A 25,839-nucleotide genomic window follows, 5' to 3' on the forward strand; every position below is an offset into this window, starting at 1 on the left:
AGACCTCGTGGGGTGGGTTGTGTTCGTTGTGGGGCAGGCCGGGTTCAGCCGGCCGCCGCGCGCAGCCGCTGCGGGCCCAGCATTTCCGCCGTGAGTCCGAAGGCGGCGATGCGTTCGGGCAGCGGCAGCCCGCGCGCCAGCGCGGCGCAGGCTTCGCCCATGGCGGCCGATGTCTGGATGCCGTAGCCGCCTTGCGCCGCCACCCAGAAGAAGCCGGGCACGCCGGGCTCGAAGCCGCCGACAAGGTCGCCGTCGGCCACGAAGGAGCGCAGGCCGGCCCAGGTGCGCGTGGGGCGTCGGATGGCCAGCGTGGTCGCTTCCTCGATGCGGTGCATGGCGATGGCGATGTCCATCTCCTCGGGCTGCACGTCCTGCGGCTCAACCGGGTCGGCATTGGCCGGCGAGCCGAGCAGCATGCCGGCGTCGGGCTTGATGTACCAGCCTTCGTCGGCGCCGAAAACCATGGGCCAGCGCGCCACGCTCTGGCCCTCGGGCGGCGCGAAGATGAATGCCGAGCGCCGGCGCGGCTCGATGCCCAGTGACGGCACGCCGGCCATGCGCGCGATGGTGTCGACCCATGCGCCGGCTGCGTTGAGCACCACCGGCGCTTCGTACACCGTGCCGCCGGCTTCCACGCGCCAGCGTTCGCCCGTGCGCTCGATGGCCGTCACGCCCGCATCGCACACCAGCTGGCCGCCCGCGCGCCGCATGCCGCGCAGATAGCCCTGGTGGATGGCGTGCACGTCCATGTCGGCGGCATCGGGCTCGTAGACGGCGCCCAGCACCTGATCGGGGCGCAGCGCCGGCACCATCTCGCGCGCCTCTTCGCCGCTCAGGCGCGAGGCGCCGGTGTTCATGTCGCGCAGCACCTGCCAGTGGGCTTCGAGCTCGGCCATGTGGTCGGCGCCCGCGACCATCATCGCGCCGCGCGGCGTGAGCAGCGGATGCTCGCTGAAGCCTTCGGGCGGATGTTCGAGGAAGGCCCGGCTCGCCATGGTGAGGGCGCGCACCTGCGCGGTGCCGTAGCTTTCCATGAAGAGGGCGGCGGAGCGGCCGGTGGAGTGGTAGCCGGGTTGCGATTCGCGTTCGAGAAGGATCACGCGTGCGTGCGGCGCGAGCCAATGGGCCACCGAGGCCCCGGCGATACCGCCACCGATCACGAGGAAGTCAGCCACGATGGGCTCTGCAGTGCTGGAGGTCATTGATGAAAAGTGTAGGAACAATTTTGCGGATACGCAAATTTATTCAAGGGTTCCAAGGGGAAACCATGATGCCCCGAGGTGGTGAAATTTGCGTTCGCGCAATTTGCGTATACGCAACTTCCGCGCCCGGGTCACGCGGGTTGGCATGGATGGCGCGCGCCCCGGCTGGCAGAATCCTCGGCACCACAGGAGAAAGCCAAGCGTGAATCCACACACAGGGACCAAGACGCGAACGAAGCCCGGGGACGAGCCACCCACGCTGGATCGCGCCACTTTCGGCAACCGCCTGCGCACCGCGCGCAAGCGCTTCGGCTGGACGCTGGCGCAGCTCGCGGAGCGCTCGGGCGTGTCGATCACCACCATCTCGCGCGCGGAGCGTGGCCAGCTCGCGCTGGGCTACGAGAACTTCACCGCGCTGGGCCACGCGCTGGAGATGGACATGAACGCCATGTTCGCGGGCGCCGGCGTCAAGCCCGCGCAGCTCGACGGGCCGGTGGTCACGCGCGCCGGCAAGGGCGTCGTATACAAGGGCCTTTCCATCGCCTACGAGTTCCTCGGCACCACCGCCGCGGGCAAGCAGATGAGCCCCATCGTCGGCACGGTGCACGCGCGGAAGATCCACGGTCCGGAAGACTTCGTGCGGCATGGCGGCGAGGAGTTCGCCTATGTGCTCTCGGGCGAGATCGAGGTGCACTTCGACAACGGCGAAGTGGTGCGCATGGCGCGCGGCGACTCGCTGTATTTCGACAGCCGCCTGGGCCACGCTTACATCAGCGTGAGCCGGCAGCTCGCGCGCATCGTGGGCATGACCATCGGCGAGAGCGGGCACATGCAATCTGCGCGCGAGGCGCCTGCGTTGAAGGCGCCTCGCAAGACCGGGGCCGCGAAGAAGACCGCGGCTCGCGCCAAGCGCTGAGCACCGTTCCCGCACGGCGCCGGGTGTCTCCGATTTGCGCGCGGCCGGCGCCTTGCCCCGCTATGCTTGCCGCCGCCATTCACTCGGAGACCGAATCATCATGACCATGCGTTCTTCCTTCTTCACCCGTTGCTCGATTGCCGTGGCTTGCAGCCTCGCGCTCGGCGCTGCGCACGCCGCACCCGATGCCAAGCTGCTCGCCGCCGCCGAGAAGGCGCAGCCCGCCGTGATCGACAACCTCAAGGAGATGGTGCTGATCGAATCGGGCAGCCTCAACGTCGACGGCCTGCTCAAGATGGCTGACGTGGTGGAAGGGCGGTTGAAGGCCGCCGGCTTCAAGACCGAGCGCCGCAAGGCCACGGCCGGCGCGGGCGCCGATCTCGTCATCGGCACCATCAAGGGCGCGGGCAAGCGCAGGATCATGCTGCAGGGCCACATGGACACGGTGTACGCGCCCGGCATCCTCAACAGCCAGCCCTACAAGGTTGACGGCAACCGCATCTACGGCCCCGGCATCGCCGACGACAAGGGCGGCCTCGCGGTGATGCTGGCCTCGCTGAAGATCCTGGCCGACGCCGGCTGGCGCGACTACGACACGCTCACGGTGCTGATGAACCCCGACGAGGAAGTGGGCTCGGTCGGCTCGGGCGAGCTGATCGCCACCATGGCCGACCAGCACGACACGGTGCTGTCGTTCGAGCCCACGGTGGCGAAGTCGGTGGTCAAGGGCGAGTCGCTGCTCCTGGGCGCGGCCGGCATCGCACAGGCAACGATGGAGGTGAAAGGCCGCGCCGCGCACGCCGGCGCCGCGCCCGAACTGGGCCGCAACGCGCTGTACGAACTGTCGTACCAGATGCTGCAGACCAAGGACCTCGCCAAGGACATTCCCGGCGTGACGCTCAACTGGACCGTGGCACGCGCCACCGGCCCCATCAACCAGATCACCGAGAAGGCGCAGGCGCTGGGCGACATCCGCATCACGCAGCCGGGCGCCGAGAAGAAGCTCAACGAAGCGCTGCAGGCCAAGATCGCCGCCGGCAAGCTGATCCCCGACACCGAGACCACGGTGAAGGTGGAAGTGGGCCGCCCGGCTTTCATCGCGGGCGACAAGGGCCGCGCGCTGGCCGAGACGGCGCAGGCCATCTACAAGGAAATCGACCGCGACCTCGCGCTGACGCCGATGACCGGCGGCGGCACCGATGCGGGCTACGCGGGCCGCTCGGGCAAGGCCACGGTGGTCGAGAGCTTCGGCCTCGCGGGCTTCGGCTATCACGCACGCGACGAGTACATCGAAGTCGATTCGATCGTGCCGCGCATCTACCTCGTCACGCGGCTGCTGACCGAAATCGGCAAGAACTGACAGGTTCTGAAAAGAGCCGGCATGCGTTAGCCGGCTCGCCGCTCAGGGACGCTCTTGCGGCTGCCCTGGTTCGCCGTGACGGGGTGGGCGATGGGCCGCTGCCGCAGCCGCTGCTGCCGCGGCCACGCGCTGTTGTTGCTGTTGCGCCTGTTGCTGGGCGTGCTGCTGCGCCAGTTGTTGTTGGCGTTGCTGTTGCATCTGCATCGCCTGTTGCTGCTGTTGCTGATGCGCGGCTTGCTGTTGCGCCTGCTGTTGGCGCATCTGCTCCATCTGTGCCTGCTGCTGCTGGCGCGCTTGGTTCTGCGCCTGTTGCTGCTGTTCCCGTTGGTGCTGGATCTGGGCCTGTTGTTGCTGCTGTTGCAGCTGTTGCTGGTGCGCGGCTTGCTGTTGCGCCTGCTGTTGCTGGCGCGCTTGGTTCTGCGCCTGTTGCTGGCGCATTTGCTCCATCTGTGCCTGTTGCTGCTGGCGCGCCTGGTTCTGCACCTGTTGTTGCTGCTGTTCCCGTTGGTGCTGGACCTGCGCCTGTTGTTGCTGTTGCTGCAACTGGGCCTGCTGCTGCGCTCGCGCTTGCTGCTGTGCCTGCTGTTGTTGCTGCATCTGCTGGCGTCTTGACTGCTCCAGTTGCGCCTGTTGCTGCGGCTGCGGCTGCTGTGCTCCCGGCGGTTGGCCCGCGAGGCGCGCCGGCGGGTGCTGCTGCTGATGCGCCTGTTGTTCTGCCTGCTGCGCTTGTTGTCGACGCAATTGGTCCTGCTGCTGTTGCTGTTGCTGCTGGAGCTGTGCTTGCCGCCCCTGCTGCTGCAGTTGCTGCTGCAGTTGCTGCGCGTGAAGCTGCTGCGCCTGTTGTTGTTGCGCCTGCTGCTGCGAGCGCTGCTGCACCTGTTGCTGCATCTGCTGCTGGCGAAGCAGGGCCTCCTGCTGGCGGGCCTGCTGTTGCTGCTGCTGCTGGGCCAGCGCGGCTTGCTGCTGCATCTGCTGTTGCTGCTGCGGCGCGAAGCCCGGAGCGGTCGCGAAGTTGGGTGCCGCGGCGCCGGCCGGCAGCCCGCGCGGTGCGCCGCCATTGTTGTTGTAGACGGTGCGCACGTTGTTCACGTTGTTGACCACCGTGGTCGAGCGCGAGATGTAGGTGTTGTTGTTGTAGACCACGGCCGGGCGGTAGGCCGGGGGCGGCGGTGCGCCGCGGTCTCGGGCGCGCCAACCCGGTGCGCCCCAGTTCACGTTCCACGAATGCCAGCCCCAGTCGTGCCGCTCCAGCGCCGCACCGACCACCACGCCAGCGCCGAACGCGAGCACGCCGGCCGTAATCATCTGGCCCTGGCTGTAGCCCGGCGCCACCTCGACCGGCGGCGCATACGCATAGCCGGGGTACACCGGCTGCGGCGTGCCGTAGATCACCTGCGGGTCATAGGCCGGCACATACACCACGTCGGGCTGCACGGGCTCGATGGTGATGTACTGCGGCGGCGGTTCGATCACTGCGGGGCCGCTGTAGTACGCGGCTTGTGAATCGGGCGCGGGCGCGTAGTTCTGGGGCGTCGCCGCGCTGACCACGCGCAGCTTGTCGTTGTTCTTGAGCCGGCCGGCCTTGGCCGCGCGTTGCCGCATGACCTGGATCGCGTTCATCACGTCGGTCGGGTCGTTGTAGTAGGCCTTGCCCAGCGACTCGGTCCACGGGATGTTGCCGGCCATCTGGTCGACCACGCTGCGAAAGGCGGTGAGCGACTTCACGCTAGGGTCCCAGGGCTGCTGGTTGGCCGCATCGGCCAGCGGGCCGGCCTTGAGGCCGCGGTTCTGCGCGAGCCAGTCGTGCGCGGCGGTGATCTGCTCGGGGTAGGTGGCGCCGGCCAGGATCTGCGCGACCAGCTTGTCGGGGTACAGCGCAATGGGCGCGACCATCTGGTAGAGCTGGTCGGCCGAGGGTGGCACATAGGCCACTGGCACGGCCGCAGGCGCGTTGTTCTGCGGCACCGACGGCGCAGGAATGGACGATGCGGCGGGGTCGATGGCAGCGGTCGGCGTGCTGGTTGGCTTGTCGCAGCCTGCAATGGCGAGTGCGCCGATGCACACCGAAATCGTCAGGAGCCGCGGGACCGTTGGGCGATGGGTTTTTGTCATCTGGAGTTCCATGTGGGCGCCGGCGTCGGCCCGGAACTCTTTCAACGGTGCGCGGCGGCAGGCGATGACAAAGCCTGCGCCCCGGATGCAACGGTCTGTGTCGGTTCTGCGCGGTCAAGCCTGTCGGCGCAGAACCACACGGCCAGGAGGCCGCTGCCTTGCTGCGGCTACTTGGCGCCGCCCGTGTACTTGGTGACGCTGGTGGCACTCACGTGATAGCCGCTCACGCCCATCATCGAATCGTTGCGCAGGGTCTGCAGCTTGCCGGTGACCCACACTGTGTCCATGGCGCGGAACTTGGCGCCCTTCTGCGGCACCACGTGCAGGATCTGGTTGGCAGGCGGCGGCGGCGTGTGGATGCAGGCGCCGAAGTAGGGCACCAGCAGGAACTCGGTGACTTCGCCCTTGGCCTCTTCGAGCGGCACGATGAAGCCGGGGATCCTGACTTCGGTGCCGTTCATCGCGGGATTGGTCGGCGCGTTGTTCGACACCTCCTGCATCTTCATGAGCATCTCGTTGGCGCGCGGGTCGCCGTCGTCGAGCGCGCTCAGGTCCATGCCCTTGAACTCCTTCGCCGGGTCCCAATCCTTGGGCACCAGTTCTTCCCAGGTGATCTGGCGCGGCTGGCCCGGCACGGCCTTGGGCGCGGCCGGCGTCGCCTTGCCGCCCAGCGGGTTGGTGGCGGTGGTGTCCTTTGGCGCGGGCTCCGCGGCCCAGGCGGCGGCGGCAAGGCCGGTGCCTGCGAGCAGCATCGAAAGCCGGATGAAAGCTTTGCTCTTGGACGTCGTGTGTGCGATGGGCATCATGATTCAAATTCTCGGTGAGAGGCCGTCGGCAAGGGAGAGGCGGTAGGCGCGGATGCCGGGCAAGAGGCTTGCCAGCCATCCGGCCGCCAGCAGGCTTGCCATCAGCAGCCATTCGTTCAGTGTAGGTTCCGAGAGGCTCAGTGTCAGTCCGAACTGCGACTGCAGCCATGGCGAGAGCAGGGTAATGCCGAGCACAGCCATCACCACCCCGAAGGCCACGCCGAGCACGGTGACCATCGCGCCTTCGAGCGCGAGCAGCGCCAGCACATGGCGCAGGCCAGCGCCCACGGCGCGCAGCACGGCGAGTTCGCGGCGGCGTTCGTTGAGGCCGGCCATCACCACCGAGACCAGCCCTGCGAGGCTGACCAGCGCGACCAGCGCGGACATCAGCAGCAGCGCGTTCTCGCCGATGCCGATCACGCTCCACAACTCGTCGAGTGCCACGCCGGGCAGGATGGCCATCAGCGGTTCGCCGGTGTAGGTCGAGATCCATCGCTGCACGCCGAACACGGCGGCGCGGTTCTTCAGGCCCACCAGCGCGGCCGTCACGTTCTTGGGCGTGAGGTCGAACTTGCGCACCTGCTCGGCCGGAATGTGCACGCCCGGCATCGGCGCGCCGCCTACCCACTCGAGATGGATGGCCTCCATCGCCGCGAGGCCGATGTGCACCGTGCGGTCGACCGGTGTGCCGGTGCGCGCGAGCACGCCCACCACGGTGAAGGGCTTGTCCGCATGCTCGGCCACGTTGAGTTCGCCGCTGCCGTGCGCCAACGTGATCTTCTGGCCCACGCGGTAGCCGAGCTTGTCGGCCACTTCGGCGCCCACCACCGCATCGAACAGCTCGCTGAAGGGCTTGCCCTCGCGCAGCTTCAGCGTCTGCCTGTCGCCGTAGCGGAAGTGCGTGAAGTAGTCGGTGGACGTGGCCAGCACCGCGAAGCCGCGGTGCGAATCGCCGAGCGACAGCGGCACCACCCAGTCGACACCCGGGTGCGCGGACAGCGCCTGCACGCTCTTCCACGAGATGTTGTTGGTGGCCGCGCCGATGCGGAACACCGAGTACAGCAGCAGCTGCGTCGAGCCGGTGCGTGCGCCCACGATCAGGTCGGTGCCGGAGACGGACGACGAGAAGTTCTCGCGCAGCTCGGTGCGGATGCGTTCGACACCCAGAAGAAGAAAGGTCGACAGCGCGATCGAGAACACGGTGAGCGCGAGCGTGAAGCGCCGGTTCCAGGCGCTGTGCCATGCAATGGAGAAAAGCGCCTTCATTGGCAAACCTCCGCGCGTCGCGCAACGGTATTCGCCTTGGGAGCGGCCCGGCGGCTCATGCGTCCGCCGCCATCGCGCTGGTGGCCGCACGGTTGATCTCGGGCAGCAGCACATGCCGCGCGAAGCGCTGCGCGATGCGCTGGTCGTGGCTCACGAACACGAGCGCGCTGTGGTGCTCGGCACAGGCCGTCAGCAGCACGTCGAGGAAGGCTTCGCGCCGGTCTTCGTCGAGGGCGGAGGTGGGCTCGTCGGCAATCACCACCTCGGGCTGGCCGATGAGTGCGCGCGCGGCGGCCACGCGCTGCTGCTGCCCGACCGACAGCTGAACGGCCTGGCGCTTCCACAGGTTGCGGTCGAGGCCCATCTGGCCGAGCAGGTGCTCGGCCTCGTCGCGCGAGCTGCCGTTGCGCGATGCATTCGCCTCGCGCCGCTGCGAGAAGCGGCAGGGCAGCAGCACGTTGTCGATCACGCTCAGGTACGGCAGCAGGTTGAACTGCTGGAAGATGTAGCCCACATGGGCCACGCGGCTGCGGTCGCGTGCGGCGCCCGAGAGCTTCGACCAGTCGTGCCCGAGCAGCGTGACCCGGCCTTCGTCGGCCACCAGCACGCCGGCCAGCAGCGACAGCAGCGTGCTCTTGCCGCAGCCGCTCGGGCCGTGCAGGAACACCGATTCGCCGGCCGTGATGCGAAAGGCCTCGATGTCGATGCACGGTTTCTTCACGCTGGGCCATGCGAAGCGCAATGCTTCGGCTGCGAGCACGACGCGCAAGGCCGACGGCTCGGCTTGCAGGGAGGTACTCACAGCCTTACTTGCCCCAGCTCAGGCGAACGGGCTGCGTGGCTTGCGCACCGGCAGGGCGCTTCAGCTGGCGCTTGAACTGCCCCTGGGCCGTGGCAATCTGCGAGTCGATCTGGCGCAGGCCCTTGAATGCACCGAACAGGTTGAGGTCGATGAACTTCGCGGCAGTCGCGTTGGTGCAGTTGAAGGAGAAGGTGGCGTCGAGGTCGGCGTGGCCGACGGGCTCGGCGGGGTCGGGATTGCCCAGGCCCAGCGCGCCGGAGCGCAGGTCGACCGGGCCGAGCTTGCAGTTGGCGGCGGGGTCGACGATGAAGAGCTTGTCGGCCGCGCGCAGCTGGGCGACGGCCTCTTCGACGAGCTTCTTCTCGGCATCGGTCCTGGGTGCGCGTTCGAAGCCGACGATGTTGTCGAGCGGGGACTCCATGTCGATCACCACCGTGGGGCCGTCGACGGCCACGTCGAGCTTGAGCTGGCCGTGCACGTGGGCGTGCTGCTGCTGGGCCTGCGCGGCGAGGAACGGGGCTGCCGCGAAGAGCGCGGCGGCGATTGCGAGTCCCGTGGTGCGTTGGAAGCTCCTCAAACGTCGACTCGTCGTCATCAATGTCATGGTTCAGTGCCTTGCCGGGTCGGCAGCCCCGGCGTGTTGCTCCATTCGCTCCAGCTGCCGGCATAGAGCGCGGTCGTCCCGAACCCCGCGATCTGCATGGCGAGCAGATTCGGCACGGCGCTCACGCCGCTGCCGCAATGGTGGACGACAGTCGCCGCGTCGCGTCCCGCGAGCAGCGCTTCGAACTCGGCACGCAATCGCGATGCCGGCTTGAATTTGCCGTCGGGGCCGAGGTTGTCGGCGAAGGGCCGGTTGAGGGCCCCGGGGATGTGACCGGCAATCGGGTCCAGAGGTTCCACCTCGCCGCGGTAACGTGCGCCGGCGCGCGCATCGATCAGGTTCTGGTCAGGCTGGCCGAGCCGGCGCACCACGGTGTCGGTGGTCACGAGCTTCGCGATGGGCTCGCCCGCGACGAAGTTCGACTGGAAGCGCGCGGGCTCCTCGCGGTCGGTGACTTCGCCGCCCGCGGCCTGCCAGGCCTGCAGGCCGCCGTCGAGCACGGCCACGGCCTCGTGGCCCATCCACTTGAGCATCCACCACAGGCGGCCACAGTAGTTGGCGCCGTTGCGGTCGTACACCACGGCCTGCATGCCGTTGGCGAAGCCGATGCTCGACAGCCACGCCGCGAACTTTTCGCGGCTGGGCAGCGGGTGGCGCCCGCCCGATGCGGGCACGCCGTCTTCCTGCGCCACCACCACCTCGCCGTGTGCGCCCGGGGCGCCGTGCCTGGCGCTGAGGTCGGTGTCGAGGTTGGCGTACAGGGCGCCCGGAATGTGCGCGGCGGCGTACTGCTGCGCGCCCGCTTCAGGCTTCATGAGGTCGAAGCTGCAGTCGAACACCATCAAGGGCGTGTCGCCCGCTTGCAATTGCTGGAGTTGTTCGACGGAGATGAGGGTGGTGTACATGGCGTGTGCTCCTTCGAAATCGAGAATGTCGTTGTGTCGTTCAGTGCTCTTCGGCCGGCGCCTTGGGCACCGCCCGCTGTCGCAACACGGTTGCGGCAATGCCGCTCGCGATGATGAGCGCCATCCCGGCCCAGCCAGTGCCATCGATGCGGTCGTTGAACAGCACCACGCTGTAGAACGCAGCGAACACGATGCCCGAATACTGCAGGTTGGCTACCACCAGCGTACCGGCAGCGGTCTTGGCGGTGGCGTAGGCGCGGGTCATGCAGAGTTGTCCGAGGGCAGCCAGCAGGCCGATGGGCAGCAGCCACAGCGCATGCTGCCACGTCCATGCACCGCCGTCCGAAAACCCGGTGGTCGCCGTGGCAATGCCGCCGGCCACGGCCGAGCCGACCGCGAAGTAGAAGACCGTGCGAAGTTCGGGTTCGCCGATGCGCGACAGCGCCACCACCTGCATGTAGGCAAAGGCGGCCGTGAGGCCCGACAGCAGGCCCAGCATGCCCGCGAAGCCTTCGTTGGCGTTGACGCTGGGCTTGAGCATCAGCACCACGCCCGCGAAACCCGCCAGCACGGTCAGCACCAGCGCGCCCTGCAGCGGCGGGCGTTCCACGCGGCCGTCGCGCCCGGGCACCGGCACCCACGCCAGCAGCGAACCGCCGACGAGGAAGGCCGCGACCCACACGCTGCTCATGTAGTTGAGCGTGACGGCTGTGGCCAGCGGCATGTGGGCAATGGCATAGAACCACGCGCCCAGCGAGACCACGCCGATGGTGCTGCGCCAGGCATGCATGCCGGGGTAGCGGGTGGCGAGGGAGACGCCGCGGTTGCGGGCCAGGAGCCAGAGGAAGACGATGCCGATGAGGCCGCGGCCCAGCACCATCTCGCCGCTGTTGAACCACGCCGAGGCCACCTTGACGACCACGCTCATCGTGGCGAACAAGAAGGCGCCGAGCACCATCCAGAGCGCTTGCACTATCGACTCAGGCGTTCTGCATCGCGCTGCGATACCACTCGTGGAACTGCTGCATGCCGTCTTCCATCGGGCTCTGGTAGGGGCCCGTTTCGTTGTCGCCGCGTAGCATCAGCGCGCGGCGCCCGGCGTCCATGCGCTCGGCGATCTCGTCGTCTTCCACGCAGGTTTCCATGTAGGCGGCCTGCTGGGCTTCGACGAACTCGCGCTCGAACGCGACGATCTCCTCGGGATAGAAGAATTCGACCATGTTGAGCGTCTTCGTCGGGCTCACCGGGTGCAGGGTAGACACCGTGAGCACGTGCGGATACCACTCGACCATCACATGCGGGTAGTAGGTGAGCCAGATGGCGCCGTACTTCGGCGGCTTGCCGTCGCGGTACTTGAGCAGCTGCTCCTGCCACTTCTGGTAGATCGGGCTGCCCGCGCGGCCCAGGCGGTTGGCCACGCCCACCGTCTGCACCGAATAGCGGGGCTTGAACTCCCAACGCAGGTCGTCGCAGGTGACGAAGCTGCCCAGTCCCGGATGGAACGGGCCGACGTGGTAGTCCTCGAGGTAGACCTCGATGAAGGTCTTCCAGTTGTAGTTGCACTCGTGCAGCTCGACGCGGTCGAGCGCGTAGCCGCTGAAATCGAGATCGGCCTGCGGCCCGAGGCCGGCCATGTCGGCCGCCACGTCGGGGCCCGAGCCATCCGGATTCTTCTCGAACAGAAGGCCGTTCCATTCGGTCAGCGGGTAGTTGTGCAGGTTCAGGCAGGGGTCCTGCTCGAAATGCGGGGCGCCGATCAGCGTGCCGGTGGTGCGCGAATCGCTTGCGGCGTAGGTCCAGCGGTGCAGCGGGCAGACGATGTTGCCGCCGGCCTGGTTGTCGAGCTGGCCCCGGCCTTGCAGGATCAGGGCCTGGCGGTGGCGGCAGACGTTGGAGATCAGCTCCACGCCCTTGGGCGTGTGAACCAGCGCACGGCCCTGGTGCTCCTGCGGCAGGGTGTGGAAGTCGCCCATTTCGGGCACGGCCAGGCGATGGCCGACATAGCGGGGCCCTCGCGAAAAAAGGTTCTGCATTTCGCGGGCATAGAGTGCCTCGTCGAAATACGCGGAAACTGGAAGTTGGCTCGCGGCCTGCTGCAGTTGAAGACTTAAATCAGACATGGAGGACCTGACCAAGCTCCCCACAGGGAGAAAAAAGAAAAGAACGGAAAGGCGCCGTCCGGGAGGCTCGACGGCCCGAAGAGTGTGTTGACGTCGCCAACGAGAGAAGTTCGCATTGTACCCGGGGGGCATCTTTTGTCCCCTGGCTCTTCACCCGGCTTGGCTGCGTGCAATCGGGCGCCGCTCGAGGCGGTGGCGACTCGTCCGGAGGGACGGCCGCCCGGTTGTTCTGCTCCCAGTCCTAAAATGCCCGGTTTCACCCACGTTTCGCTTGCATGCCCAAGGTGCCTCCCCCTTCCTCGTCCAGCCCGGCGGCAACGCCCGATACGGGCCCGCTGCCTGCCAGTTACGAAGCCGGACTCCAGGAACTGGAGCAGCTGGTGGCGGAACTCGAATCGGGCCAGCTGCCCCTCGACCAACTGCTCGTGAGCTACCAGCGCGGTGCGGCGCTGCTCGCCTTCTGCCGCGACAAGCTGCAGGCGGTCGAAGACCAGATCAAGGTGCTCGATTCGGGCAGCCTCAAGATCTGGACGCCTGAATGAGCGCCGCCGCGCTGAATTCCAGCCATTGGGACGCCCGCACGCTCGCCGGCTGGAGCGACCCCCATCTGGCGAACGTCGAAGCGGCCTTGTCGCGCTGGGTCGGCGTCGATGCGCCCGTGCTGCTGGGCGATGCCATGCGCTACGCCGTGCTCGATGGCGGCAAGCGCCTGCGGCCGTTGCTGGTGCTCGCGGCCAGCGAGGCCGTCGGCGGCAACCAGGCCGCCGCCCTGCGCGCGGCCTGCGCCACCGAGCTGATCCACGCCTATTCGCTGGTGCACGACGACCTGCCGTGCATGGACAACGACGTGCTGCGCCGCGGCAAGCCCACCGTGCACGTGAAATTCGGCGAGGCCGACGCCCTGCTGGCCGGCGACGCGCTGCAGGCCCTGGCCTTCGAACTGCTCACGCCCGACGGCGACGAGATTCCTGCTGCCACGCAGGCCCAGCTGTGCCGGCTGCTTGCCCGGGCCGCGGGCAGCCAGGGCATGGCCGGCGGCCAAGCCATCGACCTGGCCAGCGTCGGCATTGCATTGAATGAAGCACAGCTGCGCGAAATGCACCGCCTGAAGACCGGCGCGCTGTTGCAGGGCAGCGTCGAGATGGGCGCTGCCTGCGGTTCCCTTGCCGGGCCGGCACTGGCCGCGCTGCGCGACTATGGCGCGGCCATCGGCCTGGCGTTCCAGGTGATCGACGACATCCTCGACGTCACGGCCGACTCGGACACTCTGGGCAAGACCGCCGGCAAGGATGCCGCGGCCGACAAGCCCACCTACGTGTCCCTTCTGGGCCTCGACGGCGCGCGCGCCCAGGCCCGCCAGCTGTTGGCCGACGCGCTGGCCGCGCTGGCACGCAGCGGCCTGCCCGACACCGCGGCGCTGCGCGCTTTGGCCCACATGGTGGTCGATCGCGATCGCTAGGATGAAACTTGCCCCCAGTCTTCGCGCACTTCGTGTCGCTTCGCCAACCCCCTTCCAGGGGGCGACACCAGCGGCCCGGCAAAGCCGGTTCCGCGGTGTCTCCCGACTGAATCGCGGCAGTTTCGTGTGTCGCGGGCCACACGAAGCGTGATCGAACACTGAGAAAAGAAAATACCTCCCATGGCTGCTCCGCTGCTTCCCACACTCCACGACCCCTCGCCGATCCGCAAATACGACCGGGCCCAGCTGCGCCAACTGTCCGACGAGGTGCGCGCCTGCGTGCTCGACAACGTCTCGCGCACCGGCGGCCACCTGAGCTCCAACCTCGGCACGGTCGAACTCACCGTCGCGCTGCACCACGTGTTCAACACGCCGCACGACCGGCTGGTGTGGGACGTGGGCCACCAGACCTATCCGCACAAGATCCTCACGGGCCGGCGCGAGCGCATGCCCACGCTCAGGCAGATCGGCGGCATCTCGGGCTTTCCGCAGCGCACCGAGAGCGAGTACGACACCTTCGGCACCGCCCATTCGTCGACCAGCATCTCGGCCGCGCTCGGCATGGCCATGGCCGCCAAGCAGAAGGGCGAAGACCGCCATGCCGTGGCCATCATCGGCGACGGCGCGCTCACGGCCGGCATGGCCTTCGAGGCGCTGAACAACGCGGGCGTGTGCGACTGCAAGCTGCTCGTCATCCTGAACGACAACGACATGTCGATCAGCCCGCCCGTGGGCGCGCTCAACCGCTATCTCGCGCAGCTGATGAGCGGCAATTTCTACGCCGCCGCCAAGAGCGTCGGCAAGAGCGTGCTGCGCAACGCGCCGCCGCTGTTCGAGCTGGCCAAGCGGCTGGAGCAGCATGCCAAGGGCATGGTCGTGCCGGCCACGCTGTTCGAGCAGTTCGGCTTCAACTACGTGGGCCCGATCGACGGCCATGACCTCGATTCGCTGGTGCCCACGCTCGAGAACCTCAAGCACCTCGAGGGCCCGCAGTTCCTGCACGTGGTCACGAAGAAGGGGCAGGGCTACAAGCTCGCAGAGGCCGATCCGGTCGCCTACCACGGCCCCGGCAAGTTCGATCCGCAGGTCGGGCTGGTCAAGCCCGCTGCGGTGGCGAAGCAGACATTCACCCAGGTGTTCGGCCAGTGGCTGTGCGATACCGCCGCCGCCGATGGCCGGCTGGTGGGCATCACGCCCGCGATGCGCGAAGGCTCGGGACTCGTGGAGTTCGAGAAGCGCTTCCCCGACCGCTACTACGACGTCGGCATCGCCGAACAGCACGCTGTGACCTTCGCGGCCGGCCTGGCCTGCGAGGGGCTCAAGCCGGTGGTCGCGATCTACTCGACCTTCCTACAGCGCGCGTACGACCAGCTGATCCACGACGTGGCGATCCAGAACCTGCCGGTGGTGTTCGCGCTCGACCGCGCGGGCCTCGTGGGTGCGGATGGCGCCACGCACGCGGGTGCGTACGACATTCCGTTCCTGCGCTGCATTCCGAACATGAGCATCGCCTGTCCGGCCGACGAGCGCGAATGCCGCCAGCTGCTGACCAGCGCCTACGAGCAGAACCACCCGGTGGCCGTACGCTATCCGCGCGGCGCGGGCGCCGGCGTCGCGCCGAACCTCACGCTCGAGGCCTTGCCCTTCGGCAAGGGCGAGATCCGCCGCGAAGGCAGGCGCATCGCCATCCTCGCGTTCGGCACGCTGCTGTATCCCGCGCTCACCGCGGCCGAGCCGCTCGATGCCACGGTGGTCAACATGCGCTGGGCCAAGCCGCTCGATGTCGAGCTGCTGCTGAAGGTCGCGGGCACGCACGACGCCATCGTCACGCTGGAAGAGGGCGCCACCATGGGCGGCGCGGGCAGTGCGGTGCTCGAAGCGCTGCAGGCTGCCAACATCCAGAAGCCGGTGCTGCAGCTCGGCCTGCCCGACCGCTTCATCGAACACGGCGATCCGGCGAAGCTGCTGGCGAGCATCGGGCTCGACGCGCCCGGCATCGAAGCCTCGATCCGCGAGCGCTTCGTTTCGCGCGCAGGGTAAACCCCCGCCGGGCCCTGTAAGCGCGTTTTTACAATCAAGAAGACTTACACAGTCCCCAACGCGGCCACAAGCCGCGTTTTGTTTTATTCCAAGAACTCGGAGAGCTATCAATGGATCGTCGTTCCCTCATCAAAAACGCCGGCATCGCGGGCGTTCTGGCCGCTGGCATTGCGCCGGCCGTTCACGCGCAAGCCGCGATTCGCTGGCGCCTGGCGTCGAGCTTTCCCCGGTCCCTGGACACCATCTTCGGCAGCGCCGAAATGCTCTCGAAGACGGTCAAGGCGCTGTCGGGCGGCAAGTTCGAGATCTCGGTCCATCCCGCAGGTGAACTGATGCCCGCGTTCGGCGTGGTCGATGCGCTGCAGGCCGACACCCTCGAGATGGCGCAGACGGCGGCCTACTATTTCACCGGCAAGGACCCGATCTTCGCTTTCAGCTGCGCAGTGCCGTTCGGCCTGACCGCGCGCCAGACCGACTCCTGGAAGGAGTACGGCAACGGCCGCAAGCTGCTCGACGCCTTCTTTGCGCAATACAACTTCCGCACCGCCAGCGCCGGCAACACCGGCACGCAAATGGGCGGTTGGTACCGCAAGGAAATCAAGACGGTCGAAGACCTCAAGGGCCTGAAGATGCGCATGGGCGGCGGCGTGTTCGGCGAGGCCATGGCCAAGCTGGGCGTGGTGTCGCAGAACATGCCCGCGGGCGACGTGTACCAGGCACTCGAAAAGGGCACGCTGGACGCGGCGGAGTTCGTCGGCCCCTACGACGATGAGAAGCTGGGCTTCAACAAGGTCGCCCCTTACTACTACTACCCCGGCTGGTGGGAAGGCGGCGCCGACCTCGAGTTCTTCATCAACAACAAGGCGTTTGCCAAGCTGTCGGACGAGAACAAGGCCATCCTCGATGCGGCGACGAAGGTTGCCGCGCGCGACATGATCGCCAAGTACGACGCGTTCAACCCGGTCGCGCTCAAGCGCCTCGTGGCCGCCAAGACCCAGTTGAAGCCGTTCCCCAAGGCCGTGATGGACGCGGGCTTCAAGGCTTCGATGGAAGTGTTCGCCGAGCATGAAGCCAAGTCGGCCGACTTCAAGAAGATCCACCAGGACATGCGTGCGTTCCAGCGCGACCAGATCCTGTGGAATCGCTTCTCGGAGTACCCGTTCAACCAGTACATGAACTCGGTCAAGATCTGAGCATCCGCTCCGGGCCGCCCTTCGCGGCCAGCCAGTAAAAAGGCCGGTCTGCTTTCGCAGGCCGGCCTTTTTTCATGGGCCTTCCGGGGCTGGGCGAGCCCCGGTTTCGCGCCACCTCAGGGCTTCTGCGGCTTCAGCGCGTCCTGCATGGCCTTCATGGGATCGCTTTCGCCGCCTTCGGCTGGCGGCTCCGGCGTGGCCGGCGCCGTACCGGCGCTCGCACCTGGTGCGCCAGGCTCGACCTTCGGTGCGGATTCTTCCGGCGTGCCGTAGGGATCGGCGGGCGTGGCGTCGCCTTCCGGCTTGAGACTGTCGCGCATCTGCGCGCCGATGTCGTCGAGGTTGACCTTGACTTCCTTGTCGAGGCTGCCCGTCACGATCTGCGGGAAGGCGATGAGTACGCCGACCATCGTGAGCTGGATCAGCACGAACGGGATCGCGCCCCTGTAGATCTGCATCGTCGTCACCGGCTCCATGACCTTCTGGGTCACGCGATCGACGTACTGTTTTTCAGGCGCCACCGAGCGCAGGAAGAACAGCGCGAAGCCGAACGGCGGGTGCATGAACGAGGTCTGCATGTTCACCGCGAGCAGCACGCCGAACCAGATCAGGTCGATGCCGAGCTTGTGTGCCACCGGCGCCAGCAGCGGCACCACGATGAACGACAGCTCGAAGTAGTCCAGAAAGAACGCCAGGAAGAACACCAGCACGTTCACCGCGATCAGGAAGCCCACCGGTCCGCCCGGCAGCGACGAGAGCAGGTGCTCGACCCAGATCGGGCCGTCGGCGGCCTGGAACACCAGGCTGAACACCGTGGCACCGATGAGGATGAACATCACGAAGCTCGACAGCTTGGTGGTCGAGGCCAGCGCCTGCTTCAGCAGCGACAGGCTCATGCGCCGGCGCACCCAGGCCATGACCAGCGCGCCCATGGCGCCCATGGCGCCGCCTTCGGTGGGCGTTGCCACGCCCAGGAAGATGGTGCCCAGCACCAGGAAGATCAGCAGCAGCGGCGGGATCAGCACGAAGGTCACCCGTTCGGCCAGCCGCGACAGCAGGTTGAGCTTCAAGCCCTTGTTGATCAGTGCGATCACCAGCGCCACGAACACGCCGCCGCACATGGCGACCACCACTTTCTCGTCGGTGGCCACGAAGGTCACGGGCTCGCCCTGGAACCAGGTGTGCACCGCTTCCATGTTGCGCGCCAGCCAGGCGGCCACCAGGGCCGACAGGGCGGTGAGGGCCACGAGCGACGTGTAGCCGCCACTGCCGTTGGGTTCGCGGAAGGTGCGCGCCTCGGCCGGCAGCGCGGGCACTTGCGCCGGCTTGAAGATCGCGAGGAACACGACGTAGAGCACGTACAGCCCCATCAGCATGAAGCCGGGAAGGAAGGCGCCCTTGTACATGTCGCCGACGCTGCGGCCGAGCTGGTCGGCCATGATGATCAGCACCAGCGAGGGGGGGATGATCTGCGCCAGGGTGCCCGAGGCCGCGATGACGCCGCTGGAAAGCCGCCGGTCGTAGCCATAGCGCAGCATGATCGGCAGCGAGATCAGGCCCATCGAGATGACCGAGGCCGCGACCACGCCGGTGGTGGCCGCCAGCAGCGCGCCGACGAAGATCACCGCCAGCGCCAGGCCGCCGCGCATCGGGCCGAACACCTGGCCGACCGTGTCGAGCAGGTCTTCGGCCATGCCGCTTCGCTCGAGGACGAGCCCCATCAGCGTGAAGAAGGGCACCGCCAGCAGCGTGTCGTTGGCCATGATGCCGATCAGCCGCTGGGGCAGCCATGCCATCACCGACGACTGGAACACGCCGAGCTCGATGCCGACGAGACCGAAGAACAGGCCGCAGGCCCCGAGGCTGAATGCCACGGGGAAGCCAAGCAGCAGGAAGCAGATCAGCCCCGCGAACATGATCGGGGCGAAATTGGCAACAATGAATTCCATGGTGTTTGTCTGCTTGGCCGTTCAGTGTTGCGGTTTTGCGGCCTTGGCGGCATCCGCCTCGGCTTGCAGGCGCAGGGCTTCGATGAGTTCGGCCTCGGCTGTCTTGTCCGTCAGCCGGCCCATCGGGTCAGGCCCTTCCCCGCGCAGGAATGCGATGCGCTTGATCAGTTCCGACCAGCCCTGCAGCAACAGCAGCACGAAGCCCACCGGCAGCGCCGCCCACACGGGCCAGCGGATCAGCCCGCCCGAGTTGCCGGACATCTCGCCCGACTGATACATCTGGATCACCACGGGCGTCGACAGCCAGAGCACCGCGATGCAAAGCGGCGTCAGGAAGAAGGCGAAGCCGATGATGTCGATCCACACCTGCTTGCGCTTAGACAGGCGGCTGTTGAGCACGTCGATGCGCACGTGCTCGCGGTTCAGCAGCGTGAAGCCTGCGGCGATCAGGAACGACCACGCGAACAGGTACCACTGCACTTCGAGGAATGCGTTGGAACTGGTGTTGAACACCTTGCGCACGATCGCGTTGATGGCGCTGATCACCGTGGCGGCCAGGATCAGCCAGATGGCGTATTTGCCCACCTGGGCATTGAGCCAGTCGATGGCCCGGGACAGCTTGAGCAAGCCTTGCATTTCATCTCCATTTTTGTATTGGATGCCCCCCGATACGACGGCACCCGACGCACTGGCCTTGTGTGCCAGCGGGTCGGGTGCGGGAGGCGGAACGAATTCTATCGATGTAATGGAAAGTGTCTTTCGGGGCGTACCCGGGGCCTGGCGAGTGGCCATAATGGCCGATGGCCCAGACACCGCGCCCACCGCCAGCCCCCGCCGAGGCGACGTCTCAGTCGATCGATTCTCCCGACATCTGCCGGGCGGGCCGCGACCTGCTTTCGCTGGCACTGATCGATGCGCGCAACCATACCCTGCACCTGCTGTCGCTCTATGAGCAGGCGCTCGGCGAGGGCATGCCGGTGCCCTCCGCGCCGGATGTCGTGCCGCCGGTCTGGCTGGCCGGCCACATCGGCTGGTTCGCCGAATGGTGGATCGGACGCAACACCCAGCGCGCTTTCGGGGCCGACTGCCCGGTGCGGCCCACGCGCCTTGCGGCCATCGACCCTGGTGCCGACGGCTGGTGGAATCCCGCGCAGAGTGCGCCGAACCGGCGCTGGACGCCCGACCTGCCGGACCTCGCGCAGACCAAGGCCTATCTGCTCGAAACGCTGGAGAGCACGCTCGAGCTGCTCGACAACGCGGCCGAGACCGATGCCGGCCTGTATTTCTATCGCCTCGCGCTGTTCCACGAAGACCTGCGCGGCGAGCAGTTCGTGGTGATGGCGCAGACGCTGGGGCTGCCGCTGGGCTTCGAGCAGGCGCCCATCGCCGTCACGCGCGAGCCGCTGCTGCTGCCGGCCACGCGCTGGGAACTGGGCATGCCCGAGGGCGGCTTCGCTTTCGCGCAGGAACGCGCGGCGCATCGCGTCGACGTGCCCGAGTTCGAGATCGACGCGCAGCCCGTCACCTGGAACCAGTACACCGAATTCGTCGACGACGGCGGCTACGACCGCGAGGAGCTGTGGCACGGCGAAGGCTGGCGCTGGTTGGCCGCGCAAGTCGAGGGCCGTCGCGGGCCGCGCTATGTCGAGCAGATCGGCGGGGCGCGCAGCGGCACCGGCGGTTCGGTGCTGCAGCAGCGCTTCGGCGCGACGGTGCGCGCGGCCGGCCATCACAGCGCGGTGCACCTGAGCTGGTGGGAGGCCGATGCCTGGGCACGCTGGGCCGGACGTCGCATCGCGACCGAGGTCGAGTGGGAGATCGCGGCGCACACGGCCGCGCGGCGCGGCTTCCGCTGGGCCGACGTGCATGAATGGACGGCGGGCACGCTGCAGCCGTGGCCGGGCTACCGGCCCGACCCATGGAGCGCGGGAGGCGAATTCGATCCCGCGGCAGCCTTCGGCCGCGCGCGCGTGCTGCGCGGAGCGTCGTTCGCGACGCGTGCGCGCCTGCGTTCGCCGCGCCGCCGCGGCTTTGCGCTGCCTCATCGCGACGACGGTTTCTTCGGTTTTCGCACCTGCGCGCTGTAGAGACTGATGGTCAGCGCTCGCCGCCGGCTTCGGACGACAGCGGCGGCGCCACCTCCTCCAGCGGCTTGCGCTCCGCGTCGACCGCATGGCGCAGGGCCAGCAGCCCCGCGACGATGACCAGCGCCGCCCCGATGCCGTAGCCCACCATCACCGCACCCCGGCTGCCGGTCTCGATCAGCAGGCCGAACAGCAGCGGCGCAGCGAAGCCGCCCGCGCCCATGCCGACCGCATAGAAGATCGCGATGGCGATGGCCCGCATCTCGAGCGGAAACACCTCGCTGACCGTGAGGTACGCCGAGCTCGCCGCCGCCGAAGCCAGGAAGAACACCGCCGACCAGCACAGCGCCTGGCTGCGCGCATCGAGCCAGCCCATCATGAAAGCCCAGCCCGTGAGCGCGAGGCCGACGCCCGCGAGCACATAGGTCAGCGCGATCATCCGTCGCCGTCCCACGCTGTCGAACAGCGGCCCCAGCAGCAGCGGCCCGAGCACGTTGCCCAGCGCGAACGGAAAGATGTAGAGCGCCACGTCGCCTTCGGGCACGCCATAGAAGCGCGTGAGCACCAGCGCATAGGTGAAGAAGATCGCGTTGTAGAAGAAGGCCTGCGAGATCATCAGCGCCAGCGCGACCACGCTGCGCTGCGGGTAGCGCCTGAGCAGCACGCGCGCCACTTCCCGCATCGGCGGGCTGTTGGGGCGCGCGGCCGTGTAGTTCACGTGGCCTTGCGGCGCGGGCATCGGTCCGTGCTGCGCCTCGACCTCGGCCTCGATCTGCTCGACGATGCGCCTGGCTTCATCGGCCCGCCCGTGCGCAACGAGCCAGCGCGGGCTCTCGGGTACGTGACGCCGCACCAGCAGGATTGCCACCGCCAGCACCGCGCCCAGCGCGAAGCCCGCGCGCCAACCCCACACCGGGCCGATCACGCGCGCGTCGAGCAGCACGAGGCTCAGCGCCGCGCCCAGCGCAGCACCGATCCAGAAGCTGCCGTTGATCGCGAGGTTGACGCGCCCGCGCACGCGCGCCGGAATGAGTTCGTCGATGGCAGAGTTGATGGCCGCGTACTCGCCGCCGATGCCCAGCCCCGTGACGAAGCGGCACAGCGCGAAGAAGGCGAAGTCGGGAGAGAACGCGGTGGCCAGCGTGCCGATGGTGTAGACCACCAGCGTGACGAGAAACAGCTTCTTGCGTCCGAGCCGGTCGGTGAGCCGCCCGAAGAGCAGGGCGCCGAGCACCGCACCCGCCACGTACACCGAACCCGAGAGGCCGATCTCGCCGGCCGTGAGTCCAAGCGTGTCGGGCCGCTCGAGCACGGCGCCGATGGAGCCCACGAGCGTGACTTCGAGCCCGTCGAGCACCCAGGCAACGCCCAGTGCGATCACCACGCGCCAGTGCCAGCGGGACCATGGCAGGCGGTCGAGGCGGGCGGGGATGTCGCTGCGCAATGCCGTCATTGCGCCGATTATTGGAAGGCGGCCGGCGCGCCGCCTGTAGGACCGTGCCGGTCTATGATCCGCGCGCCGCGAGGGAGCGGCGACTACATCAATGCAGCGAGGGGAAACATGACTGGTCTCGATGGCGCGCATCGCCGCGCGTTCTGGCTTTGTGCATTTCTGGCAATCGCCAGCTTGGCGGGCTGCGGCGCGCCGCCCACCTACAAGAATCGTCCGGTTTCCGGGGATTCGCCCGGGACTTTTGCGTTAGCGCATGCAAAGGCGGTAGAGGAGCCGCGGCATGCGATGCGTCACCTGGATGAAGCCAGGAGCGTTGTCTATACGCAATCCGAGGGCGGGGGCGGCGTTGCGGTCGGGCTGCTGTTCGGTCCATTGGGCGCGGCGGCCAATGCCGGCATGATCGACAACAGAACCGAGCTAGACGCGCAGCGCCTGAAAGGTAAGCTCACGCTGGAGCCCCGGCAACTGTTCCTCGATGCCGCGATTCGCCAGGGGCTGGATGTGGCCAGCGCGGGTGCGGCGGGGCAAACCGGCGCAACGCCCTATCTGCACATCAGCAAGGCCAGCAACGGACGGTTGCTCACAGCCGTGGCGGTCCGATTGGAGCAGGGCACCGGTGCCGACCAGTGGGCCGGCCTCTACTTGTACCAACTGCCACTTTCCTACTCGCTGGACGATCTGGCCAAGCCTACCGAGGAGATCCAGCGTCAGCTGAGTACGGAGGCCGCACGAGGCTTCTCGGAGCTTGCGGCCTTCATGGCGAAGGAAGGGCAGCCAAAAGATGGACCGGGGAAGACCGCGCCGGAAAAGGAATTCACCTATGTCTCGGATCTGCTGACGCCGCGTTTCGAGATCCAAATGCGCGGGCGCTTCATCGCACGGTCGGAAGATCTGGTGTGGTTCAGGACTTTCGACGGCATCTACGCAGTGCGCGCGTCCAACATCAAGATCAAGTCGGGGCGGATCTGAGGGGCTGCTCCGCCAGATCTCCCCTTGTCTTCGATCAGGCCGTCTCGGCCAGTGCGTCGGCCAGTGCGTTGACCATGCGATCGATCTCCGCTTTCTCCGCAATGAAAGGTGGAGCGAGCTGGATCGTGTCGCCGCCGTAGCGCACGTAGAAGCCCTTCTTCCAGCAGTTCATCGCGATCTCGTACGGACGGCGCGCGGGTTCGCCCGGCAGTGCGGCAATGGTGATGCCCGCGGCGAGGCCGTAGTTGCGGATGTCGGCGACGTGCTTGCTGCCCTTGAGGCTGTGCACAGCGTTCTCGAAGTGCGGTGCCAGCGCCTGTACGCGGCCGATCATGTCTTCCTTCTGCAGCACGTCGAGCGCGGCGATGCCGGCGGCGCAGGCCACCGGGTGTGCGCCGTAGGTATAGCCGTGCGGGAACTCGAGCATGTAGTCGGGGCCGCCGGCGGCCATGAAGGTGTCGTAGATGTCCTTGTTCGCGACCACGGCGCCCATCGGCTGCGCGCCGTTGGTGACCTGCTTGGCGATGTTCATGATGTCGGGCGTCACGCCGAAGGCTTCGGCACCCGTGAGCGCGCCGCAGCGGCCGAAGCCGGTGATGACCTCGTCGAAGATCAGCAGGATGTTGTTCGCGGTGCAGATGTCGCGCAGGCGTTTCAGGTAGCCCTTCGGCGGAATCACCACGCCGGCCGAGCCCGCGAAGGGCTCGACGATCACGGCCGCGATGTTCGAGGCGTCGTGCAGCGCGATCAGGTCGAGCAGGCGGTCGGCCAGCTCGGCGCCGTTCTCGGCCATGCCGCGCGTGAAGGCGTTCGATGCGAGCTGCGTGTGCGGCAGGTGGTCGGCCTCGACGCCCTGGCCGAAGAGCTTGCGGTTGGCCGCGATGCCGCCGACCGAAATGCCGCCGTAGTTGACGCCGTGGTAGCCCTTCTCGCGGCCGATCAGGCGCGTCTTGCTCGCCTGGCCCTTGGTGCGCCAGTAGGCACGCGCCATCTTCAGCGAGGTGTCGGCGGCTTCGGAGCCCGAGCCGGTGAAGAACACGTAGTCGAGGCCTGCGGGCGTCAGTTCCTTGATCTTGTTGGCCAGCTCGAACGAGAGCGGGTGGCCGAACTGGAAGGCCGGCGAGTAGTCGAGCTTCGCGATCTGGCGGCTCACCGCCTCGGTGATCTCGGGGCGGCCGTGACCGAGGCCCGAGCACCACAGGCCCGAGAGGCCGTCGAAGATCTTGCGGCCGTCGGCGTCGGTGAAGTAGGCGCCCTTGGCCTCCACGATGATCCGCGGATCGGCCTTGAAGTTGCGGTTGCCGGTGTAGGGCATCCAGTGCGCGTCGAGCCAGGCGGCGTCGGTGCGCAGGGCGGGCGTCGGTTCGATGGCGGGCGTGGCGAGGGTCATGGCGCTTCCCGCACGGGGCGGGCTCCGGGGGGTGATGGGATGTGCCGATTGTTCGCAGAGCCTTCAGTGTGGAGAATGGCGCAATATCAATGTTCACTTGACAGTTCATGCAAGTAAAAGAGAAGACCCGGAACAGTGCCCAGAGCACCCGCAGCCGCGCCGTTCTGGGGCAGCTCAGCGACATGGACCTGCGCCTGCTCAAGGTGTTCAAGAGCGTGGTCGACTGCGGCGGGATGGCGGCGGCCGAGCTGGAGCTGAACATCGGCACCTCCACCGTGAGCCGCCATGTGAAAGACCTGGAGACGCGGCTCGGCCTGGTGCTGTGCCGGCGCGGCCGGGCGGGCTTCGCGCTCACGGCCGAGGGGCAGCGCGTGTACGACGAGACGCTGCGGCTGCTTGCCTCGGTCGACGCCTTCCGCGGCAGCATCGACGACATCCACAACCGCATGGGCGGACAGCTGGACGTGGCCCTGTTCGACAAGACCGCGACCAACCCGAAGGCGCGCATCGGCGAGGCGATTGCGCGCTTCACCGAGATCGCACCGGAGGTGAGCCTGGCGGTGCATGTCGGCTCGATCAACGCGATCGAGCAGGGCGTGCTGGAGGGCAACTTCCAGATCGGCATCATCCCGGCGCACCGCACTTCGAAGAGCCTCGTGTATGCGGACCTGTTCGACGAGACGATGCTGCTTTACTGCGGCAGGGGCCATCCGCTGTTCGACAGCCCGCATGCCAAGCTCACCTGGTCGAAGCTTGGCGCGCATCATTTCGCGGGGCTGGGCTACCACTCGCCCAACATGGAGCTGAGCCACCGCGCCAAGCTGTCGCGCAAGGCGACCGGCTTCGATCAGGAGGCGATTGCGACGCTGATCCTCTCGGGGCGCTTCCTCGGCTTTCTGCCCGACCACTATGCGCAGGTTTTCGAGCAGCGCGGGCTCATGAAGGCGGTGCTGCCGGCGCGCTTCAATTACGCGTGCCGGTTCGTGAGCCTGCTGCGGCGGTCGCCGAAACCGTCACGGGCGGTATTGGCGTTTCAGGCGTGTCTGGAAAAGGCCCATGCCTGAAACGGCGGTGTGATCCCGTCGACGCGGTGACCTTTTTCGCGAATGTCCCCCGGCCTGCGGCCTCCTCCTTTATTTCGCGAAAAAGGCCCCCGCATCGGCGGGATCGTTCAGAGCACTGGTTGATCGGCCAGCACAAGCGCTGCGC

The 25,839-nt window shown here is 67.5% G+C and carries 22 protein-coding genes; 9 read left to right on the forward strand and 13 right to left on the reverse strand.

Annotated features, from left to right (window positions below):
• Positions 1-44: 44 nt before the first annotated feature.
• Positions 45-1,202, reverse strand: a complete 1,158-nt coding sequence (locus ACEOAB_RS07245; RefSeq protein ID WP_495653562.1) for an NAD(P)/FAD-dependent oxidoreductase — start codon at positions 1,200-1,202, stop codon at positions 45-47.
• Between the two features lie 202 nt (positions 1,203-1,404).
• Here ACEOAB_RS07245 and ACEOAB_RS07250 point away from each other — a divergent pair, with 202 nt between their 5' ends.
• On the forward strand, positions 1,405-2,118 hold the full coding sequence (locus ACEOAB_RS07250) for a helix-turn-helix domain-containing protein (protein WP_413749265.1): 714 nt from the start codon (positions 1,405-1,407) through the stop codon (positions 2,116-2,118).
• A gap of 100 nt (positions 2,119-2,218) precedes the next feature.
• Positions 2,219-3,478 carry a M20/M25/M40 family metallo-hydrolase gene (locus ACEOAB_RS07255; RefSeq protein WP_056587143.1) on the forward strand — a complete coding sequence of 420 codons (1,260 nt, stop codon included), beginning with the start codon at positions 2,219-2,221 and terminating at the stop codon, positions 3,476-3,478.
• A 42-nt stretch (positions 3,479-3,520) separates the two neighbouring features.
• Here the strand turns inward: ACEOAB_RS07255 and ACEOAB_RS07260 are convergent, their stop codons facing one another.
• The 8 genes from ACEOAB_RS07260 to ACEOAB_RS07295 all read right to left on the reverse strand — a co-directional run bounded on the left by ACEOAB_RS07260 (position 3,521) and on the right by ACEOAB_RS07295 (position 12,093).
• Entirely contained in the window at positions 3,521-5,590 is a 2,070-nt protein-coding gene (locus tag ACEOAB_RS07260; RefSeq protein WP_413749264.1) for a DUF3300 domain-containing protein, read from the reverse strand.
• A gap of 167 nt (positions 5,591-5,757) precedes the next feature.
• Positions 5,758-6,393 carry a DUF3299 domain-containing protein gene (locus ACEOAB_RS07265; RefSeq protein WP_413749268.1) on the reverse strand — a complete coding sequence of 212 codons (636 nt, stop codon included), beginning with the start codon at positions 6,391-6,393 and terminating at the stop codon, positions 5,758-5,760.
• 6 nt (positions 6,394-6,399) lie between these two features.
• Positions 6,400-7,662 (reverse strand): ABC transporter permease, encoded by a 1,263-nt coding sequence (locus ACEOAB_RS07270; RefSeq protein WP_413749263.1) that lies wholly within the window; start codon positions 7,660-7,662, stop codon positions 6,400-6,402.
• A gap of 55 nt (positions 7,663-7,717) precedes the next feature.
• Positions 7,718-8,464, reverse strand: a complete 747-nt coding sequence (locus ACEOAB_RS07275) for an ABC transporter ATP-binding protein (RefSeq protein ID WP_413749262.1) — start codon at positions 8,462-8,464, stop codon at positions 7,718-7,720.
• A 4-nt stretch (positions 8,465-8,468) separates the two neighbouring features.
• A complete protein-coding gene (locus ACEOAB_RS07280; protein ID WP_413749261.1) occupies positions 8,469-9,068 on the reverse strand; it encodes a DUF2796 domain-containing protein in 600 nt (199 codons plus the stop codon).
• Positions 9,065-9,973 carry a sulfurtransferase gene (locus ACEOAB_RS07285; protein ID WP_413749260.1) on the reverse strand — a complete coding sequence of 303 codons (909 nt, stop codon included), beginning with the start codon at positions 9,971-9,973 and terminating at the stop codon, positions 9,065-9,067. Before ACEOAB_RS07285 ends, ACEOAB_RS07280 begins: the two co-directional genes overlap by 4 nt.
• Before the next feature lie 40 nt (positions 9,974-10,013).
• The gene (locus ACEOAB_RS07290; RefSeq protein ID WP_413749267.1) at positions 10,014-10,931 is read right to left on the reverse strand and encodes a DMT family transporter; all 918 of its coding nucleotides are present in this window, start codon (positions 10,929-10,931) and stop codon (positions 10,014-10,016) included.
• 22 nt (positions 10,932-10,953) lie between these two features.
• On the reverse strand, positions 10,954-12,093 hold the full coding sequence (locus tag ACEOAB_RS07295) for an aromatic ring-hydroxylating oxygenase subunit alpha (RefSeq protein ID WP_056510304.1): 1,140 nt from the start codon (positions 12,091-12,093) through the stop codon (positions 10,954-10,956).
• Between the two features lie 275 nt (positions 12,094-12,368).
• Between ACEOAB_RS07295 and xseB the strand changes: the two genes are divergently transcribed.
• The 4 genes from xseB (at position 12,369) to ACEOAB_RS07315 (ending at position 16,785) form a co-directional block, all read left to right on the forward strand.
• The gene (gene xseB, locus ACEOAB_RS07300; RefSeq protein WP_413749259.1) at positions 12,369-12,635 is read left to right on the forward strand and encodes an exodeoxyribonuclease VII small subunit; all 267 of its coding nucleotides are present in this window, start codon (positions 12,369-12,371) and stop codon (positions 12,633-12,635) included.
• Positions 12,632-13,552 carry a polyprenyl synthetase family protein gene (locus ACEOAB_RS07305; protein ID WP_056587157.1) on the forward strand — a complete coding sequence of 307 codons (921 nt, stop codon included), beginning with the start codon at positions 12,632-12,634 and terminating at the stop codon, positions 13,550-13,552. The genes xseB and ACEOAB_RS07305 overlap by 4 nt, the downstream gene beginning before the upstream one ends.
• 180 nt (positions 13,553-13,732) lie before the next feature.
• Positions 13,733-15,592, forward strand: a complete 1,860-nt coding sequence (gene dxs / locus ACEOAB_RS07310) for a 1-deoxy-D-xylulose-5-phosphate synthase (RefSeq protein ID WP_413749258.1) — start codon at positions 13,733-13,735, stop codon at positions 15,590-15,592.
• A gap of 110 nt (positions 15,593-15,702) precedes the next feature.
• Complete coding sequence (locus tag ACEOAB_RS07315; protein WP_056587164.1) at positions 15,703-16,785, forward strand: TRAP transporter substrate-binding protein; 1,083 nt, start codon at positions 15,703-15,705, stop codon at positions 16,783-16,785.
• Between the two features lie 116 nt (positions 16,786-16,901).
• Here ACEOAB_RS07315 and ACEOAB_RS07320 read toward each other — a convergent pair whose 3' ends face one another.
• Both ACEOAB_RS07320 and ACEOAB_RS07325 read right to left on the reverse strand, forming a co-directional pair.
• Complete coding sequence (locus ACEOAB_RS07320) at positions 16,902-18,734, reverse strand: TRAP transporter large permease (RefSeq protein ID WP_413749257.1); 1,833 nt, start codon at positions 18,732-18,734, stop codon at positions 16,902-16,904.
• Positions 18,735-18,755: 21 nt separating this feature from the next.
• On the reverse strand, positions 18,756-19,370 hold the full coding sequence (locus ACEOAB_RS07325; protein WP_056587170.1) for a TRAP transporter small permease subunit: 615 nt from the start codon (positions 19,368-19,370) through the stop codon (positions 18,756-18,758).
• A 164-nt stretch (positions 19,371-19,534) separates the two neighbouring features.
• On the opposite strand from ACEOAB_RS07325, the gene ACEOAB_RS07330 reads away from it, so the two are divergent.
• Complete coding sequence (locus tag ACEOAB_RS07330) at positions 19,535-20,821, forward strand: SUMF1/EgtB/PvdO family nonheme iron enzyme (RefSeq protein WP_495653563.1); 1,287 nt, start codon at positions 19,535-19,537, stop codon at positions 20,819-20,821.
• A gap of 10 nt (positions 20,822-20,831) precedes the next feature.
• Here ACEOAB_RS07330 and ACEOAB_RS07335 read toward each other — a convergent pair whose 3' ends face one another.
• Positions 20,832-22,271, reverse strand: coding sequence for an MFS transporter (locus ACEOAB_RS07335; RefSeq protein ID WP_413748745.1), 1,440 nt, complete (start codon positions 22,269-22,271; stop codon positions 20,832-20,834).
• A gap of 108 nt (positions 22,272-22,379) precedes the next feature.
• Here ACEOAB_RS07335 and ACEOAB_RS07340 point away from each other — a divergent pair, with 108 nt between their 5' ends.
• A complete protein-coding gene (locus ACEOAB_RS07340; protein WP_413748744.1) occupies positions 22,380-23,240 on the forward strand; it encodes a hypothetical protein in 861 nt (286 codons plus the stop codon).
• Between the two features lie 34 nt (positions 23,241-23,274).
• On the opposite strand, the gene aptA is transcribed toward ACEOAB_RS07340, so the two are convergent.
• Positions 23,275-24,630, reverse strand: coding sequence for an omega-aminotransferase AptA (gene aptA / locus ACEOAB_RS07345; RefSeq protein ID WP_413748743.1), 1,356 nt, complete (start codon positions 24,628-24,630; stop codon positions 23,275-23,277).
• A 107-nt stretch (positions 24,631-24,737) separates the two neighbouring features.
• On the opposite strand from aptA, the gene ACEOAB_RS07350 reads away from it, so the two are divergent.
• Entirely contained in the window at positions 24,738-25,694 is a 957-nt protein-coding gene (locus ACEOAB_RS07350) for a LysR family transcriptional regulator (protein ID WP_413748742.1), read from the forward strand.
• The last annotated feature ends 145 nt before the right edge of the window (positions 25,695-25,839 follow it).

The organism is Variovorax sp. Varisp53, assembly GCF_059491555.1.